The sequence below is a fragment of the Terrabacter sp. Ter38 genome (assembly GCF_024519435.1).
Classification (GTDB): Bacteria; Actinomycetota; Actinomycetes; order Actinomycetales; family Dermatophilaceae; genus Terrabacter.
Map to the genome: position 1 here is coordinate 67,108 of NZ_JALJRZ010000015.1, position 16,949 is coordinate 84,056.

The 16,949-nt window shown below is 71.7% G+C and carries 15 protein-coding genes; 7 read left to right on the forward strand and 8 right to left on the reverse strand.

Features of this window, described 5'->3' with window-relative positions; translation table 11 throughout:
• Positions 1-58 precede the first annotated feature (58 nt).
• The 3 genes from NR112_RS21700 to NR112_RS21710 all read right to left on the reverse strand — a co-directional run bounded on the left by NR112_RS21700 (position 59) and on the right by NR112_RS21710 (position 5,251).
• A complete protein-coding gene (locus tag NR112_RS21700) occupies positions 59-2,953 on the reverse strand; it encodes a hypothetical protein (RefSeq protein WP_256796358.1) in 2,895 nt (964 codons plus the stop codon).
• Positions 2,950-3,303, reverse strand: a complete 354-nt coding sequence (locus NR112_RS21705; RefSeq protein ID WP_256796359.1) for a hypothetical protein — start codon at positions 3,301-3,303, stop codon at positions 2,950-2,952. The genes NR112_RS21700 and NR112_RS21705 overlap by 4 nt, the downstream gene beginning before the upstream one ends.
• A gap of 127 nt (positions 3,304-3,430) precedes the next feature.
• The gene (locus NR112_RS21710) at positions 3,431-5,251 is read right to left on the reverse strand and encodes an alpha-amylase family glycosyl hydrolase (RefSeq protein ID WP_374513558.1); all 1,821 of its coding nucleotides are present in this window, start codon (positions 5,249-5,251) and stop codon (positions 3,431-3,433) included.
• Positions 5,252-5,370: 119 nt separating this feature from the next.
• Between NR112_RS21710 and NR112_RS21715 the strand changes: the two genes are divergently transcribed.
• A complete protein-coding gene (locus NR112_RS21715; protein WP_256796360.1) occupies positions 5,371-6,225 on the forward strand; it encodes an LLM class flavin-dependent oxidoreductase in 855 nt (284 codons plus the stop codon).
• A 54-nt stretch (positions 6,226-6,279) separates the two neighbouring features.
• Here the strand turns inward: NR112_RS21715 and NR112_RS21720 are convergent, their stop codons facing one another.
• Entirely contained in the window at positions 6,280-6,777 is a 498-nt protein-coding gene (locus NR112_RS21720) for a MarR family winged helix-turn-helix transcriptional regulator (RefSeq protein ID WP_256796361.1), read from the reverse strand.
• Between the two features lie 55 nt (positions 6,778-6,832).
• Here NR112_RS21720 and NR112_RS21725 point away from each other — a divergent pair, with 55 nt between their 5' ends.
• A complete protein-coding gene (locus tag NR112_RS21725) occupies positions 6,833-8,056 on the forward strand; it encodes an NAD(P)/FAD-dependent oxidoreductase (RefSeq protein WP_256796363.1) in 1,224 nt (407 codons plus the stop codon).
• The gene (locus tag NR112_RS21730; protein ID WP_256796364.1) at positions 8,053-8,460 is read left to right on the forward strand and encodes an NUDIX domain-containing protein; all 408 of its coding nucleotides are present in this window, start codon (positions 8,053-8,055) and stop codon (positions 8,458-8,460) included. Before NR112_RS21725 ends, NR112_RS21730 begins: the two co-directional genes overlap by 4 nt.
• 53 nt (positions 8,461-8,513) lie before the next feature.
• Here the strand turns inward: NR112_RS21730 and NR112_RS21735 are convergent, their stop codons facing one another.
• From NR112_RS21735 to pepN, 4 genes are all read right to left on the reverse strand, one after another.
• Positions 8,514-9,125, reverse strand: a complete 612-nt coding sequence (locus NR112_RS21735; RefSeq protein ID WP_256796365.1) for a hypothetical protein — start codon at positions 9,123-9,125, stop codon at positions 8,514-8,516.
• 136 nt (positions 9,126-9,261) lie between these two features.
• Positions 9,262-9,648: a globin gene (locus tag NR112_RS21740; protein ID WP_374513565.1), complete on the reverse strand. Its 387-nt coding sequence runs from the start codon at positions 9,646-9,648 to the stop codon at positions 9,262-9,264.
• Between the two features lie 31 nt (positions 9,649-9,679).
• Positions 9,680-10,603 (reverse strand): mechanosensitive ion channel family protein, encoded by a 924-nt coding sequence (locus NR112_RS21745; protein ID WP_256796366.1) that lies wholly within the window; start codon positions 10,601-10,603, stop codon positions 9,680-9,682.
• A 165-nt stretch (positions 10,604-10,768) separates the two neighbouring features.
• The gene (gene pepN / locus NR112_RS21750) at positions 10,769-13,342 is read right to left on the reverse strand and encodes an aminopeptidase N (RefSeq protein WP_256796367.1); all 2,574 of its coding nucleotides are present in this window, start codon (positions 13,340-13,342) and stop codon (positions 10,769-10,771) included.
• 139 nt (positions 13,343-13,481) lie between these two features.
• Here pepN and NR112_RS21755 point away from each other — a divergent pair, with 139 nt between their 5' ends.
• The 4 genes from NR112_RS21755 to trmB all read left to right on the forward strand — a co-directional run bounded on the left by NR112_RS21755 (position 13,482) and on the right by trmB (position 16,664).
• On the forward strand, positions 13,482-14,117 hold the full coding sequence (locus NR112_RS21755; protein WP_256796368.1) for a DsbA family protein: 636 nt from the start codon (positions 13,482-13,484) through the stop codon (positions 14,115-14,117).
• A gap of 34 nt (positions 14,118-14,151) precedes the next feature.
• A complete protein-coding gene (locus NR112_RS21760) occupies positions 14,152-14,634 on the forward strand; it encodes a ribose-5-phosphate isomerase (RefSeq protein WP_256796369.1) in 483 nt (160 codons plus the stop codon).
• Between the two features lie 99 nt (positions 14,635-14,733).
• Entirely contained in the window at positions 14,734-15,795 is a 1,062-nt protein-coding gene (locus NR112_RS21765) for a PP2C family protein-serine/threonine phosphatase (RefSeq protein WP_256796371.1), read from the forward strand.
• Positions 15,796-15,920: 125 nt separating this feature from the next.
• A complete protein-coding gene (gene trmB, locus NR112_RS21770; RefSeq protein WP_256796372.1) occupies positions 15,921-16,664 on the forward strand; it encodes a tRNA (guanosine(46)-N7)-methyltransferase TrmB in 744 nt (247 codons plus the stop codon).
• Positions 16,665-16,949: the final 285 nt, after the last annotated feature.

The following is a 16,949-nucleotide window of genomic DNA, read 5'->3' on the forward strand; positions in this document are numbered from 1 at the left end:
TCCCGCAGAGCCCTGATGACGTCGTCCGGGGGCAGCTCGATGGTGATGTCCCACGAGGTCATCCTTGGCGCTTCCTCTCATGAGCGATGCCGGCCTGGTCGAGGATCAGGATCGATTCGAGCCGAGGGTAGCGACCCAAGGCCTGCTCGGCTTGGCGCAGCGCCTCCGGCGTGGACAGGGGGCACCTCTGAAGGTCTACGATCACGCGCGGTGACTGCATGCTTCCCTTTCGCAGATTGCGGATCACCGTGTCCCTGGAATTTCCTTCAGGAGCCTTGAACTCCCAGACGACCCCATCTACGAGTCCGTCTGCGGTCTTGTCTCGATGGGTAGGCGGCAGGAACGTGATGTCGTGGCCCAGGACTGCCAGTCGTTCGGCCGTCCTCATCTCATGGGCCTCGACCTTCCTGACCCGAGACAGGTCGATACTGCCGACCCGCGGTCTTCCGATGGGTGTATCGCTCTCCTGGCTCGTGACGACGTGGACTCGGTCGCTGGGGGTGGTGCGTTGTCGGAGGCCGTCCGTGGCGGCGGTGGCGCCGCCTCGTGAGCCGTCCTTGACGGCAGCGTCGAACGCAGTCCGGATCTCGGCGGCACGGTCCGCCCGGAGATCGGCGACCGTAGGGAGCAGGGGAGCGCGGGCGGCGCCGAGCCCGATGGCCGCGAGCACGTCGGTGCGACCGCCGGCGATGGCCCCGATCCGGCTCACCAGCTGGGCGCGTCGTGCGTCGTCGAGATCGGTCTGGGCCAGCTCGACGTCGGAACGGACGAGTGCGATGACGAGGTCGTCGGCGGCCGAGCGCATCGTCCCGCCGTCGACGTAGGTGCGCACCGTCGACGCCAGACCCGCCACGCTCCCGCGACGGATCTCGTCGATGACGTGCCCGGCCTCGGCAAGTCCCTGCCAGGCCGAGCGGTTCAGCACGTCCTGCCGTCGAGCGACGGCCACGAGCGCGGCTGATGCCGCCTGGTCGAGGAAGCCCAGCCGAACGACATCGCGACGCACGTCGCCACCGCGTTCGACGGTGTCCTGGGCCGCTCGCAGGTCTCGGTCGACGAGTCGTCCGTATGCCGCACCGGGGTCCTTGGCGTGCAAGCCCATCCCGGTGTCGACGGCCAGGGCGGCAACCACTCCGGTCAGCTCCTCGGCGTCGAGCCACGGCTCCGCCGCACCCGAGGTCTGCCGGACGTAGCCCGGGGACGTGCCCGCGCTCAGGAGCGGTGTCGCGAGCGCGATGTCGACGTTCCCGCGCATCGCCGAGAGCCACTCGGCGACGAGCTGCTCGAGCGGCGCGGTGGTGCGGCTGTAGATGCGCGTCGTCGAGGCCTCGAGCATCGCGTGGCCGCTCGTGCGGGAGACCTCGAGCATCACGCGCGCACGGGTCTCCGCAGCGCCCTGGCGAGTTGACGTCGCGACGCTCGCAAGGAGTCTCGCGAGGTCGGCATCAGTCGAAAGCCGGAGATCGGGATGACTCTCGATCCCGTTGGCCTCGTGGGCGACCCATCGACGCACGAGGTACTCACCAAGGGTGATCCGGTCACCCCGGCTGTTGGCCAGGGCGCCGGCAGCGACCCCCGAGTCCGGGAGCGGTTCGGCCAGCAGCGCCGACTCCTGGGCGGGATCGTCGACGACGTGCTCGAGCAGCACGTGGACGGGGTCACCGCTGCGCGAGCCGTCGTCGAACCACGACGCGAACGTCGCTCCGGCGTCGGCATGCAGCGTCGTCCCGTGTGCGAGAACGGCGTCGGAGTCGCGGGTCTCGGCGACCTCGGCGGTGGCCGCCGCGGCGGCTGCACGTCGTGCGAACCGCCCCGGCAGGCGACGGTCGTCACCCGAGGCCCGAGCGCCTGAGAGGAGCTGGCCCAACAGCCACGCCCCGGTCGCCCGGCCCCCGCCCACGGGGTCGACCTGGACCGTGTCGGCAGCGGCGACGAGGTCGTCCGTGAGCAGGGCGGCCCCGGAGCCCAGCTGGGCGCGCGTCCGCGGATCGGTCCCGGCGGGCGCTTCGTAACTCGTGGCCGTGACGACGAGCGAGCCGAACGCCCCGAGGAGCTCACGCACGGTGTCGACGGATGCACCTGACGCGCTCCGAGTCACACCGGCGGCCATGAGCAGCCGGGCGAGTCCGTCGGCCCCGAGCTCCGACAGCAGAGCCTGCGCGTAGCCAGGGTCGTCGACTCGTGCCCGGACATGCGTCGCCAGCTCGGCCACCTGGGGGTTCCCGAGACGGCCCGACGAGCCACCGGCCAGGACCCGGCGCGCCAGCAGGCTGTCCGACAGCGCGGCGTCCCGCGAGGCCCGTGCTGCGACCACGCCGTCGGCAAACCACAGTCCGCCGGTGACAGCAGCCCGCACCCGTGCCGCACCGGCCGCGGCCGCGGAGGGAAACGTCGAGCCGGTCGCTCCGGCCACCAGCCCCGCGCATCGTCGAGCGGCCGCGCGCAGGTCGTCGAGGACGCCGGCGTAGGCACGACTCAGTCGGGCCCGTCCCTCCACCTGCTCCGACCGCGCCCGCTCAGCGCCCAGCACCCCGATGGCACCCGTCGGATCGGGCAGCGATGCGACACGAAGGAGTGTGAGTGCGTGCTCGGCGTCGAGCGCGTCCCACTGGCGCTGGAGCGAGCGGACCCTGGCGACAGCCTGGTCGAGCGCGGCGGCATACGTCAGCAGCGAGCGGGAGGCGACGGGCAGCGCACCGACGACACGGCGCGCGCGGCCGCCCAGCTCGTCCGCCTCCGAGTGGGCCGCGGTCGCCGCGTCCCCGGTCCAGACGGCCGACAGCCGCGGTCCCAGAGTCCCCTGCACCGTGGTCGTCGCACGGGCCCGGGACGCCGCTCGGTCGAGCGAGCGCGCCGCAGCACGCAGGTCCGCGGCGTCACCGGTCGGCAGCGGAAGCGCGACATCGCCAGGGATCGCACCGGACGCGTGACTGCCTTCGTGGACGTCGCTCACGACACCGTCGCGCTCGCCGGATCTCGCAGGGCCTCAGCGATGCCCGCCGTCACGCCGGCGAACCCGGCTGTCACGACCAGCTCCACTGACCGGGCCTCGAGCGTCGACCGGTCGAGCCGGTCGGCCAGGGCGGTGGCCGCATCGGCGATGGCGTCGAGGGCATGGGCATGGACCACCCTGAAGCGGTCGAGCTCGGCCCTCAGCACGTCGCCCGCGTCGCCGGTCGAGGCCATGGCGCCAGCAGTTGCCATGGCCACCTGTGCCGCGCACTCGCGGAGCTCCGCCGGGTCGTGCGCCAGCGCGAGCCGCTCCCGGGACACCCCGTCCGAGTCGATGGCGTAGCGCGTCATTCCCGCACCGTAGGAGAGCCGGCGACCCCGCCTCATCCGTCATCCACAGGCGCCGGTGTGCCGTGAGGCCCCGTCCAGCAGGACGGGGCCTCACGTGCGGGACGTTCGTGGACCCGTCCTCAGGACATCAGGACCAGCGGGCCCACACCGTCGTGTCGGTCGGGACGAGGCCGTCCTCGAGCGGCCCGGACGCCACGATGAGCTCCGCGCCCTCGGGAAGGGCGACGGGCTCGGCCCCGAGGTTGGCGACGACGAGCACCCGCTCACGCCGGGACGAGCCGTTGGTCAGCGCGACGACGTCGCCGGCATACCCCTCGACCCACGTGAGCGAGCCCGTCCCCAGGGACAGCTCGCGACGCGCGGCGAGGAGCGAGCGGTAGAGCTCGAGGGTCGACCCGGGCACGCCCTCCTGGCGGTCGACGGCGTAGTCGGCGTAGACGGCGGGCTGCGGCAGCCACGTGCGGTCGCCCGGGCCGAAGCCGAGCGAGGGGCCGTGGGCCGACCACGGGATCGGGACGCGGCAGCCGTCGCGTCCCGTCTCGGCGCCGTGGGTGCGGGCGAAGGTCGGGTCCTGGCGGAACTCGGCCGGCATGTCGGTGGAGTCGGGCAGGCCGAGCTCCTCGCCCTGGTAGATGTAGGCCCCACCGGGCAGCGCGAGCATGAGCGACGTGGCCGCGCGGGCCCGGCGCAGGCCGAGCTCGCGGTCGGGCTGGGGGTCGGTGGCCGCGATGCCGTTCATGCGAGGCGTGCCCGGCGCGAAGCCGAGGCGGGAGGCGTGACGGACGACGTCGTGGTTCGACAGCACCCACGTCGACGGCGCACCGACCGAGTCGGCGGCGTGCAGCGACGACGTGATGACGGCACGCAGGTCCTCGGCCGTCCAGGAGGCGGTGAGGAAGTCGAAGTTGAACGCCTGGTGCATCTCGTCGGGACGGACGTAGGCGACGGCACGCTCCTGCGGCTCGACCCACGCCTCGGCGCAGAGGATGCGGTCAGGGGTGCCGTAGGACTCGAGGATCCTGCGCCAGGCTCGGTAGATCTCGTGGACGCCGTCCTGGTCCCACATCGGGCTGCGCCTGGTGTGGTCGATCCGGGGCGCCTCGACGGCGGCAGCGTCGACGGGGGCTGCCTCGGGCAGCCCTTCGAGGCCGTGTTCGTGCTCGGCGTGGCCGAGCATCGTCGTGCGCTCCTCCTCGGTGTCGGGCAGGCCCTGCTCCTTGACGAGGCCGTGGGCGACGTCGACGCGGAAGCCGTCGACACCACGGTCGAGCCAGAAGCGCAGGATCGACTCGAACTCGGCGCGCACCTCGGGGTGCTCCCAGTTGAAGTCGGGCTGCTTCGTGTCGAAGATGTGGAGGTACCACTGGCCCGGCTTGCCGTCGGCCTCGGTGACCCGGGTCCACGCGGCTCCGCCGAAGACCGACTCCCAGTTGTTCGGGGGCAGCTCGCCGTGCTCGCCGCGCCCCTCACGGAACATGTAGCGCTCGCGCTCGGCCGAGCCGGGGCCGGCGGCCAGGGCGGACTGGAACCACACGTGCTCGTCCGAGGAGTGGTTCGGCACCATGTCGACGATGACCTTGAGGTCGAGCTCGTGGGCGCGCGCGACCATCGCGTCGGCGTCGGCGAGCGTGCCGAAGATCGGGTCGATGTCCCGGTAGTCGGCCACGTCGTAGCCTGCGTCGGCCTGCGGCGAGGTGTAGAACGGCGAGAGCCAGATGGCGTCGACCCCGAGCGCGCGCAGGTGCGGCAGGCGTGAGGTGATGCCCGGAAGGTCGCCGATCCCGTCGCCGTCGCTGTCGGCCCACGACCGCGGGTAGATCTGGTAGATCACGGCTTGGCGCCACCAGGCGGCATCCGGGCGGTCCGCGGCGTGCACCGGGGTCGCGTCCTCGTGGACCTCCGTGAGGTGCCCGGGGTGGGTCAGGGTCTGGGTTGCTGATCGCGTCACGGGCCACCATCGTTCCGCATCGCGCCGAAAACTCAAAGAAAGTTCTGCAACTTCTTGCATCGCGTCGGTCGCCCACGCCGCGAGGAGCCCGATGTCCCCACGCCTTGGTAGGAAGGACCATGCAGAGCGGCTTCGTCGTCCCGTACGCCACCGAGCGCGAGTTCGCCGACCTGGCGCGGCTCGGCGAGGATCGGGGGTGGGACGCCGTGCTCGGTTGGGAGGCGCTCTACGGCGTCGACGCCTGGGTCCAGCTCGGCGCAGCAGCCGTGGTCACCGAGCGCATCCGTCTCGGCACCTTGCTGACCCCCGCGTCCCGCCACCGTCCGTGGGACCTCGCGTCCCGCGTCGGCTCGGTCGACCGGATCAGCGGCGGTCGAGCCTTCATGTCGGTCGGGCTCGGCGCGCTCCATCCCGGGTGGACGGCCTTCGAGGCCGACGAGGGCCGCGCGGTGCGCGCCCGCAAGCTCGACGAGTGCCTGGCGATCTACGCCGGCCTTCTGGGGGACGCCTCGACCTTCACGTATGCCGGTGAGCACTACAGCGCCGGGCCGAACGACTTCGTGCTCCCGCCGCCGACGCCGCAGCGTCCCCACCCGCCCGTCTGGGTCGTCGGGGCGCCGACCCCCGGGGGTAGGCGGCAGCGCTCGCTCGAGCGGGCGGCGCGCTGGCAGGGCCTCATCCCGGCGATCCACCCGCCCGACGGACGGCCGAAGACCGTCGAGTCCTTCGCGGCCGTCGTCGACGCGGTGCGCCGGCTCCGCGCCGAGGCGGATCTGCCCCGGGAGCCCTACGACGTCGTCATCGAGGCCGACTCGTGGGGTTCGTTCACCTCGCTCGAGCCGGCCGACCCGGACGCCTGGGAGCAGGCCGGGGCGACGTGGTGGGTCGAGAGCTGGTGGGACGTGCCGCAGGGGCCCGACGGGCTCGCCGAGGTCCGCCGTCGTGTCGAGGCCGGCCCGCCCACGACCCGCTGAGCCCGCCGTGTTGCGCGCGAGCAGACAAGGTATGCCGGGTGGTGGCTCGGTCGGTCAAGCGGGCTGCGGGGGGGGCTGCGCGAGGAGCGCCCGGTGCTCGTCGGTCAGCGCCGTGATCCGGCGCAGGTAGTCCGCCATGAACTCCAGCTGCTCGGCGTCCAGCTCGTCGAGCATCGGCTGGCCGGCCCGGACCAGGGGGCCGTACGCCTCCCACGTCCGCGTCTGGCCGAGCTCGGTCATCTCGACGAGCACGGTGCGGCGGTCGGCCTCGGAGCGGGTCCGCCGCACGAGGCCCCGCTTGGCGAGCCGGTCGATGAGGGCTGTCGTCGCCGCGGGACGCAGGCCCGTCGCGGTGCTCAGCTGGCCGGCGGACTTCGGGCCGTCGACGAGCCAGTCGAGGCATCGCAGGTCGGCCGGGCCGAGGCCGAGGGCCCGCCCGACGGTGTCGTCGAAGGCCTGCACGGAGCGCTGGTACTGCTGCATCGCGTCTCCGAGCGCGTGCACGAGCTGCTCGCGGCTGCCGGAGGGCGGGGGTTGACGGGCGGACGCCATCGGCCTTACCTTTCGAATCTCGAAACATTCGATTCTCGTAAGGAAGGCTACCAAGATGAAGGCTCTCATCGTGGGAGGCGGCATCGCCGGTCCGGCCGCAGCTCTCGCCCTGCACCAGGCCGGCATCGAGCCCGTCGTCCTCGAAGCATGGCCACGGTCCGACGACGAGGCCGGGTCGTGGTTCACGCTCGCCTCGAACGGGCTGCACGCCCTCGACCTGCTCGGCGCACGGCACCTCGTCACACCGATCGGGTTCCCGAGCGAGCGCAACGTCATGGTCGGGGCCACCGGTCGTGTGCTCGGCACGATGAGTCTCGGCGTGCCACTCGACGACGGCACCGTCGCGGTGACCATGAAGCGCTCGCGCCTGGCAGCCGCTCTCCTCGACGAGGCCGGGCGACGCGGGATCGACGTGCGTCACGACAGCCGGGTCGTCGACGTGGCGAGCCGGTCCGACGGGGTCACCGTGACCCTCGAGGACGGGTCGACGCTCGAGGGCGACCTGCTCGTCGGCGCGGACGGTGTCCGCTCGATGGTCCGCCGCACGATCGACCCCGAGGCGGCGCCGGCGCGCTACGTCGGGCTGACGAACTTCGGAGGTGTCACCGAGGCGACGTCGGTCGCCGGCGCGCTCCCGGCCCGGGAGTGGCACTTCGTCTTCGGGTCCCGCTCCTTCTTCGGAGCCCATCCGACCCCCGACGGCGACGTCGTGTGGTTCGTCAACGTCCCGGGCCCGGCGATCACCCCGGCCGAACGCGCCGTGCGCACCCCGGAGCAGTGGCGCGACCACCTGGCGGAGCTCCTCGCCGCCGACGCCGGGCCGGCCGCCGACCTCGTCCGGAGCGGCCGGCTCGAGCTCTGGGCCGACAACACCCACGACCTGCCACGGGTCGCCCGCTGGCACCGCGACCGGATGGTCGTCATCGGCGACGCCGCGCACGCACCGTCACCGAGCTCGGGGCAGGGCGCGGCTCTGGCGCTCGAGGACGCCGTCGTCCTCGCCACGTGCGTGCGCGATGCGGGCACGGTGGAGGAGGCCCTGACCGCATACGACACCGCACGACGGGCGCGCGTCGAGCGCATCGTCGCCGCCGGTGCGCGCAGCAGCAGCTCGAAGATCCCGGGCCGGGCCGGGCGCGCGGTTCGCGACGCGATGATGCGGCTCGTCTTCCGCTTCGTCGTCACCGAGCGCTCGAGCGCATGGATCACGGGTCACCGGGTCCGGTGGGAGCCCGGGGAGCAGACCGCCGAGGAGTCGGCACTACCGTCGGGGACATGACGACCTTTGTCACGGCTGCGTTCTGCCTCGTGCGGGACGGCCACCTGCTCACCGTCCGCAAGGCCGGCTCGACGCGGTTCATGCTGCCCGGCGGCAAGATCGACCCGGGAGAGTCCGCGCGCGAGGCGGCCGTCCGCGAGGTGATGGAGGAGGTCGGGCTCGACGTGTCCGGCGTCGGGGAGCCGCTGGGTCGCTTCCACGACGTGGCGGCGAACGAGCCGGGCGCATGGGTCGACGCGACGGTCTACGTCACGCACCTGCTCCCCGCGGACGCCCCGGCGCCGCTCGCAGAGATCGCCGAGCAGCGCTGGCTGGGTCTCGACGACGAGCTCCCGGCGGACCTCGCGCCACTGCTGCGCAACCACGTCGTGCCCTCCTTGCGGGCACACCTCGCGACACGCTGAGGGCGTCACCCGAGACCGGGTGACGCCCTCACCGTCGGCGCCTCGGCCCTTGGTCAGTGGGGTCCGTCGTGCATGTCGATGACGCCGGCCCTGGCGGCCTTCTTCACCGCGTCGGCCTCGGCCTGGGTCAGTGTGCCGTCCTTGACGGCCTGCGCGAGGCGGTCGTCGAACGCCTTCTGCTCCTCGGCCTCGTGCGTGGCCCGAAGGTCGGCGAAGGCCGCCTTGACCTTGGCCGCACCGATGCCGAGCGTGCTCGCGAGCTTCGTCGCCAGCTCGTCCTGCATCGTCGCGGGGTCGGGCTTCGTCGCGCCCTGGCCGGGCGTGCGGCTGGCCCTGAGCTCGTTGCGCACCGCCTTGATCGCGTCCTCGAGCTTCGTCTCGTCGACGCCGAGCTTCGTCGCGAGGGCCGAGAGATCAGCGCCCTTGCCCATGCCCATGCCCGGACCCATGCCGCCGTGGCGGCCCCCGGGACCCCAGCCGTGACCGTTTCCGGGTGTGCTGCCGGGCGCGCCCGGGTCGGGATCGCCCTGGGTCGAGGTCGCAGTCGGGGTGGGGGTCGTCGTGGCATCGTCGGCGCGGGCCCCCTGTGAGACACCGAGTCCGATGGCGGCCGCTGCGGCACCCACCACGGCGACGCCCGCCACCTTCTTGTTGATCGACACCATGCCGCCATCCCTCCGTCGCCGTCGGACGCGTGGTCCGACCGTGAAACACCTGACTCCAGAGAACACCCGGTCCGAGATCCGTGACCCGTGAATGTGCTGTGAGTTGCTGTGAGTCCTCGAGAGCGTGGGGGCGTGCTCAGAAGGTGCCGTCGGGTCCCGGCGCGTTGACGAGGGAGTAGGCCGCCCGGGTGAGGTAGTCGCGCAGCCGGTCGTCGTTCTCGGGGGAGAGCTCGAGCGTGTCGACGGCGTTCATCATGTGCAGCAGCCAGCGGTCCCGCATGTCGGGGGTCACGGCATACGGCACGTGGCGCATCCGCAGTCGTGGGTGTCCACGCTGCTCGGAATAGGTCGTGGGTCCGCCCCAGTACTGCTCGAAGAACATCCGCAGGCGCTCCTGCGCCGGCCCGAGGTCCTCCTCGGGGTAGAGGGCCCGCAGCGGCTCGTCCTCGGCGACACCGCGGTAGAACTCGCGCACGAGCCGGTCGAAGGTCTCGTGGCCGCCGAAGTCGTCGTAGAACGTCACGTCGGCCAGTCTCCCAGAACGGTGCGCGCGGTCACTGCGGGGCTGCCCCGCCGTAGGGCGGCATGACCGGCATCGGGCTGCGCACGCCGGCACGGTCGAAGGCCGCCTTGACCCGCTCGCGCATCTCGCGCTGCACGCCGAACTGCTCGTTGGCGACGGTCTTGGCGACGATGCGGATCGTGATGACGCCCCCCGCGATCGACTCGACGCCGACGACGTTGGGCTCCTCGAGGAGGATGTCCTTGAAGGCGTCGTCGTCGTCCATCACGCCGACGACGTCGCGGATCACGGTGATCGCCGTCTCGACGTCCTGGTCGTAGGCGATCGGGACGTCGACGATCGCCGTCGACCACCCTTGCGTCTTGTTGCCGATGCGGATGATCTCGCCGTTGCGGACGTACCACGTCATGCCGCCCGCGTCACGCAGCTGGGTGACACGCAGGGAGACGTTCTCGACCGTGCCGACGACCTCACCGGTGTCGATGACGTCGCCGACGCCGTACTGGTCCTCGACGATCATGAAGACGCCGGAGAGGAAGTCCTTGACGAGGCTCTGCGCCCCGAAGGCCAGGGCCACGCCGCCGACGCTGGCGGAGGCGAGCATCGGCCCGAGCGGGATGCCCACGAGCGACATGACCGTGAGGGCCGTGATGCCGTAGACGACGAAGGTCGTGATGCTCTTGAGCAGGGCCCCGACCGTCTCCGTGCGTTGCACGTGGCGGACGTTGGCGACGCCCACCGCCTGCAGGGCTCGCCCGGCGCCGGGGATCCTCGCGAGATGCTCCGCGCGCCGGGACGTCGCCGTCGTCACGACCCGGTCGATGAGCCGGTGCAGCACCCAGCGCGAGACGACACCGATGACGACGGTCGTCAGGATGAGCAGCGGGGCGCCCGACAGCCAGTCGCCGACCCCGGCCCAGGTCAGGCTCGTCAGGTCTGGCACCGAAAGCGTCATGGCTTGGTCCTGAGCGGGTTGAGGGCTGGGGGTCGGAGTGGAGGCGAAGGGAGTCAGGTTCGTGAAGGCGTCGATCACTGGGGTCTCAGTCAGGGGTGAGGGGTCAGCAGGGGCGGGGTGCGGGGTGCGGGGTCAACCCTGCTGGGTCGACCCCGCACCGTGGTCTCAGCCGCGGCGGTCGCGCTCCTGTGCCACGAGGGCGCGGGCGATCGTGTCGCGGTTCTCGGCGACGGTGCGCACGAGGCCGGGCGCTGCGTCGGCGTTGGCCGCGAGCCACGCGTCCGAGGCGTCCTTGAGCTCCTGGCTGGCGAGCGAGAACGGGTAGAAGCCGCCGACGACCCGCTCGCCGATGGCGACGCTGCGCTCGGCCCAGGCATCGACGAGCATCGCGTGGTACTTCGCGACGTAGGGCTCGAGCAGCGTCAGGTCGCGGCTGCGCCGGAAGCCGGCACTGACCGCCTCGACCATCTGGTTGGACAGGTCGTTGCGCTCGACGGCCTTGGCCCAGGCGTCGGCCTTGGCCTCGGCGGTGGGACGCGCGGCGAGGGCCTCGGCGGCGCGCTCCTTGCCGGTGGCCGTCGGGTCACGGTCGAGCTCGGTCTCGATCTCGACCTCGTCGGCCACCCCGAGGGCCGCGAGGGCCTTGAGGAAGGTCCACCGCAGCTCCGTGTCGGTCGTGAGGCCCGGCAGCGTCTCGGTCCCGGTCAGCAGCGCGCGCAGGCGAGCCTCGTCGGCCGGGTCTGACGTCGAGCCCGCCCACGCCTCGACGAGCTGGAACTGGGCGTCGCTGCCGGCCTCGGCCGTCTCGGCGAGCGAGCGCAGGGACGACGACAGCAGCGCCGACACCTCGGACCGGTGCTCCGGAGCCGTGTACAGCCGGGCCGCCGTCGACACCTGGCCGAGCAGGACCCGCAGCAGCGTGGAGTCCGTCTCGCCCGGCATCGACTCGAGGACGAAGCGGACGAAGTCACGCGCCGGCATCTCGCCGTCACGCGTCATGTCCCATGTCGCGCCGAGCACGAGCGAGCGCGGCAGCGAGTCGGTGAAGCCGCGGGGGAGGGAGAGCGCCGTCGCGAGCGACCGATCGTCCAGGCGGATCTTGCCGTAGGCGAGGTCGTCGTCGTTGAGCAGCAGCAGGTCCGGCTGCGCCTGGCCGACGAGCTCGGCCAGCTCGGTGCGCTCGCCCGCGATGTCGACCTCGTCGTAGCCGATGCGCTCGAGCACCTCGCCGCCCTCACTCGGCCGGACGGCATACCGCCCGACGCCGATGCGGTGGGGGCGGAGCGTCGGGTACTCCTCGGTCGCGGTCTGCGTGACCGCGAACGAGCTGTAGCGGCCGTCCGCGTCGACCTCGAAGACGGGGCGCAGCGTGTTGACGCCGGCCGTCTCGAGCCACAGCTTGCTCCACTCGGTCAGCTCGCGGCCCGAGGCCTTCTCGAGCTCGCCGAGCAGGTCGGCCAGGGTCGTGTTGCCCCACGCGTGCTTGCGGAAGTACTCGCGCAGCGCGGCCACGAAAGGCTCGCGCCCGACGTAGGCCACGAGCTGCTTGAGCACCGATGCGCCCTTGGCGTACGTGATGCCGTCGAAGTTGACCTCGACGTCCCCGAGGTGACGCATGTCGGCCGCGATCGGGTGCGTCGACGAGAGCTGGTCCTGGGTGTACGCCCACGCCTTCTCCGACGTGCCGAAGGTCGTCCACGCGCTCGTCCACTCGGTGGCCTCGGCCTGGCACGTCGTCGACGCCCACTCGGCGAACGACTCGTTGAGCCAGAGGTCGTCCCACCACTTCATCGTCACGAGGTTGCCGAACCACATGTGGGCCAGCTCGTGCAGGATCGTCAGGGCCCGGCGCTCGATCTTCGCCTCGGACACCTTGGACCGGAAGATGTAGACCTCGACGAAGGTCACCGCGCCGGCGTTCTCCATCGCGCCCATGTTGTACTCGGGCGTGAAGATCTGGTCGTACTTCTCGAACGGGTACGGCTGGTCGAACTCCTCCTCGAAGAACGCGAAGCCCTTCTTGGTGCAGTCGAAGATGTTGTCGGCGTCGAGGTACTGCGTCAGCGACTTGCGGCAGAAGACACCGAGCGGCACGACACCCTTGCGGGTCTCGACCTCGTCACGGACCTCGTCGTAGGGGCCCGCGATGAGTGCCGTGATGTACGAGGAGATGCGCTGCGTCGGCTCGAACGACCACGTCGCGCGCTCGACGCCATCCGCCACGCCGGCGGCCTGCGGGGCGGGCGTGGGGGAGTTGCTGATGACCTTCCAGTGCGCGGCGGCGGTCACCGTGAAGCGGAAGGACGCCTTGAGGTCGGGCTGCTCGAAGACGGCATACATCCGTCGGGAGTCCGGGACCTCGAACTGCGTGTAGAGGTAGACCTCGTTGTCGACCGGGTCGACGAAGCGGTGCAGGCCCTCGCCGGTGTTGGTGTAGCGGCCCGTGGCGTCGACGGTGAGCTCGTTCTCGGCCGCCAGGCCGGCGAGCGCGATCCGGGAGTCCGCGAAGACCTCGGCGGGGTCGAGGTCCACGCCGTTGAGCGTGACCGTCTCGACGGAGTCGGCGATGAGGTCGATGAACGAGTCGGCACCGGGCTCGGAGCAGGTGAACGTGACCGTGGTGACGGTGTGGAACTTCTCCGGACCCGTCGTCAGGTCGAGACGGACGTCGTAGGACTCGACGCGCAGGATGCTGGCGCGGCTCGCCGCCTCGTCGCGGGTCAGGTTCTTGCCGGGCACGTAGAGACCTCCTGGGAAGGGTGCTGGGGGCGCGACGGATCGTCGGTCGGACGCCGTCGTCGCGGGCCATCCTCGCACGGAACCCCGACCCGTCCACCACCGCGATGGGCAGGCAGGTGGCAGTGCCATGATGGGCCGCATGGCCGATGCGAAGGACAGCCCGAAGACGAGCCGCGACGCCGTCGAGATGTGGTTCGACCCGATCTGCCCGTGGGCGTGGATGACGTCCCGCTGGCTCATGGAGGTCGAGACGCTGCGCGACATCGAGGTGACCTGGTCGGTCATGAGCCTCGCGGTCCTCAACGAGCACCGTCACGACCTCGACGCTGCCTACCGGGCACGGATGGACGAGGCGTGGGGCCCGGTCCGGGTCATCATCGCCGCGGCCGAGGCGCACGGTGACTCCGTCGTCAAGCCGCTCTACGACGCCATGGGCACCCGCATCCACCTGCGCAAGATGAACGACTTCGACGAGGTCATCCGCGAGTCGCTCGAGGAGGTCGGCCTGCCCGCCGCCCTGGCCAGGGAGGCACACCACAAGAAGCACGACGCGGCCCTGCACCGCAGTCACAAGCGCGGGATCAGCCTCGTCGGCACCGACGTCGGCACCCCGATCATCGCGGTCGACGGTGTCGCCTTCTTCGGCCCCGTCGTGACGCCCGCGCCCAAGGGCGAGGACGCCGCCCGGCTCTGGGACGGCTGCGTACTCGTCGCGGGCACGCCCGGCTTCTTCGAGCTCAAGCGCACCCGCACGCTCGGTCCCATCTTCACCTGATCTTCCCCTCCACACGACGCACCCAAGGACGGACATGCGCATCCACATCGGCGGCGACCACGCGGCCTACGAGCTCCACCAGTCCCTCGCCGCGCACCTGCGCGACGCGGGCCACGAGGTCGTCGACCACGGCCCGTTCACCTACGACGCCCAGGACGACTACCCGGTCTTCGTGCTCCGCGCGGCCGAGGCCGTCGCTGCCGACGAGGGCTCGCTCGGCGTCGTGCTCGGCGGGTCGGGCAACGGCGAGCAGATCGCGGCCAACAAGGTCAGCGGCATCCGGGCGGCGCTCGCCTACAACGCCGAGCTCGCGAGCCTCGCGCGCGAGCACAACAACGCGCAGGTCGTCTCGATCGGCGCGCGGTTCACGCCCGACGACGTCGCCAAGGAGATCGTCGACACCTTCGTGGCGACGAACTTCACCGATGAGGCGCGCCACAGCCGTCGTCTGGGTATGGTTTCCGCGTACGAGACCACGGGGGACGTGCCGGCTCTGCCGGACTCGGACGCACGCTGACGTCGCGACGTCCGCCGTCCCCCTTCATCGCCGCAAGGGAGGCACGTGGCAGACAACGAGAGCTCCGTCTCTCGACGCCCGCGCTACGCTGCCGGACCGATGCGACGACTCCGAATTCTGGGCCCGTGGCTCAGCCGTGCCCCCTGGGTCGTCGTCACGGTGTTCCTGCTCCTCAGCATCCTCGCGACGGTTGCCGTCTTCGTGTGGCCGACGGTGGTCCCATGGAGCGTCTACGGCCTCATCGTCGTCGGCGCCGGCCTCTTTCTCGAGCCTCGCTACCTGCTCGTCGTCTACATCGGCCTCTTCCTCGCGATGGCGATCCTCGGGGCCTACCTCGGCTCCCTGAAGCCGACCACGACTGGAGCGCAGATCGTCACCGTCGTCACGATGCTGCTCATGATCTGGCTCTCCCACGCCAGGGCCCAGGTCGGCGTCGTCGGGGTCACGGGTGAGTCGATGCTCGTCGACATGCGCGACCGCCTCCGCGCCCAGGGCGAGCTGCCGCCGCTGCCGGCGCAGTGGGGAGCCGAGGTCGCGCTCGAGTCGGCGTACGGCGACAGCTTCGCGGGCGACTTCGTCGTCGCGAGTCGCTCCACCGACGGCTGCACCCTCGAGATCGCCCTCGTCGACGTCTCCGGCAAGGGTCGCGAGGTCGGCGCCCGGTCGCTGCTGCTCTCCGGCGCGCTCGGTGGCCTGCTCGGCGAGATGAGCGAGCGGGGATTCCTCCAGTCCGCCAACAACCACCTGCTGCGGCTGCGCTGGCCCGAGGGCTTTGCGACGGCCGTGCACGTCGCCGTCAACCTCGAGAGCGGCGACTTCACCATCGGCTACGCCGGTCACCCCGCTGCCGCGCAGTTCGCGGCCGGGTCGGGTCGCTGGCGGATGCTCTCCGGTGGTCGCGGACCGCTGCTCGGCGTCATCGACCACGCCGAGTACCCCCGCGAGAGCGGCACGATCCGTCGCGGCGACGCCCTCGTCCTCTACAGCGACGGGGTCATCGAGGCCCGCGACAAGGCTCTCGTCGACGGCATCGACCGCATGCTGGGCCGCGCCGAGTCGTTCATCCGCACCGGCTTCGAGGGGCTCGCCCAGCGGCTCTGTGACCAGGCGGCGGCCGGCCTCGGCGACGACCGCGCCGTCGTGACGATCTGGCGCACCTGACCGATCGCCGCGCTCCGGTGCCCGGTCGGTGCCTGCACGACGAGGGGCGGCGACCCGGCCCGGTCGACGCCGTCGCCCACCTGCTCGGCTTCGGGGGCGACGCGGTCCGTCACTACGATGCCTGCGTGAGCGAGCACCCCACCGAAGCGACGACGACCCGCGAGGCCGGCCCCGACCGGCGCAAGGAGCACGTCGTGCCCGACCTGCCGCCCGGCGTCACGCCGGCGCGCGTCCGGACCTTCGTGCGTCGCGGTCGGCTGTCGTCCCTGACCAAGGACCGGGTCGAGCGGCTCGCGCCCGCGCGGTCCGTGCCCGACGGGCCCTTCGAGCCCGCTGCAGCCTTCGGGCGCACCGCCCCCGTCGTCCTCGAGATCGGCTGCGGTCACGGCCACGCCGCGATCGCGTATGCCGCCGCGTTCCCCGAGCGCGACCTCCTCGCCATGGACGTCCACACCCCGGGACTCGCCCGGATGCTCGCCGATGCCGACGAGGCAGGGGTGCCGAACCTGCGCGTCGAGATCGGCGACGCCGTGCTCTTCCTCGAGGAGCGCGTCGCCGACGACACGTTCGACGCCGTCCACCTCTTCTTTCCCGACCCGTGGCGCAAGCAGAAGCACACCAAGCGGCGGTTCGTCAGCCCGGCCAACCTCGACCTGCTCGCCCGTGTGCTCAAGCCGGGTGGCCACGTGCTCATCGCCACCGACCAGGACTTCTACGCCCAGCACGCGCTCGCCGAGGTCGCGGCGCACCCGCGCTTCGAGGCCCATCGCGTCGACCGGCCGGCGTGGCGGCCTCGGGACGGCTTCGAGGCCAAGGGGATCGCGGCCGGTCGCACGATCAACGAGCTGCGTCTGGACCTGTTGCCCTGACGCGGGCGGCGAGTGGCGTCAAGGGCTCTCAGTGTCGTGGAGTCTTGTCGGCGCCCGGTGCCGGATGATCTCCACGACCTTCGGACCGGCATGCGGTGCTGCCTCTCGGGGTGACAGGAGGCCGGCCTCACAGGCGCTCCCGGCACCCTGTCTCCCGGCAAGCCGAAGGGCCTGATGGAAGCCGACTCCGTCTCTCTTCCATCAGGCCCTTCGCCCAAGTCGGGGTGACAGTGTCTGGTCTCAGGACATCGGAATGGGGTGTCTCAGGTCATCGGAATGGCGTGT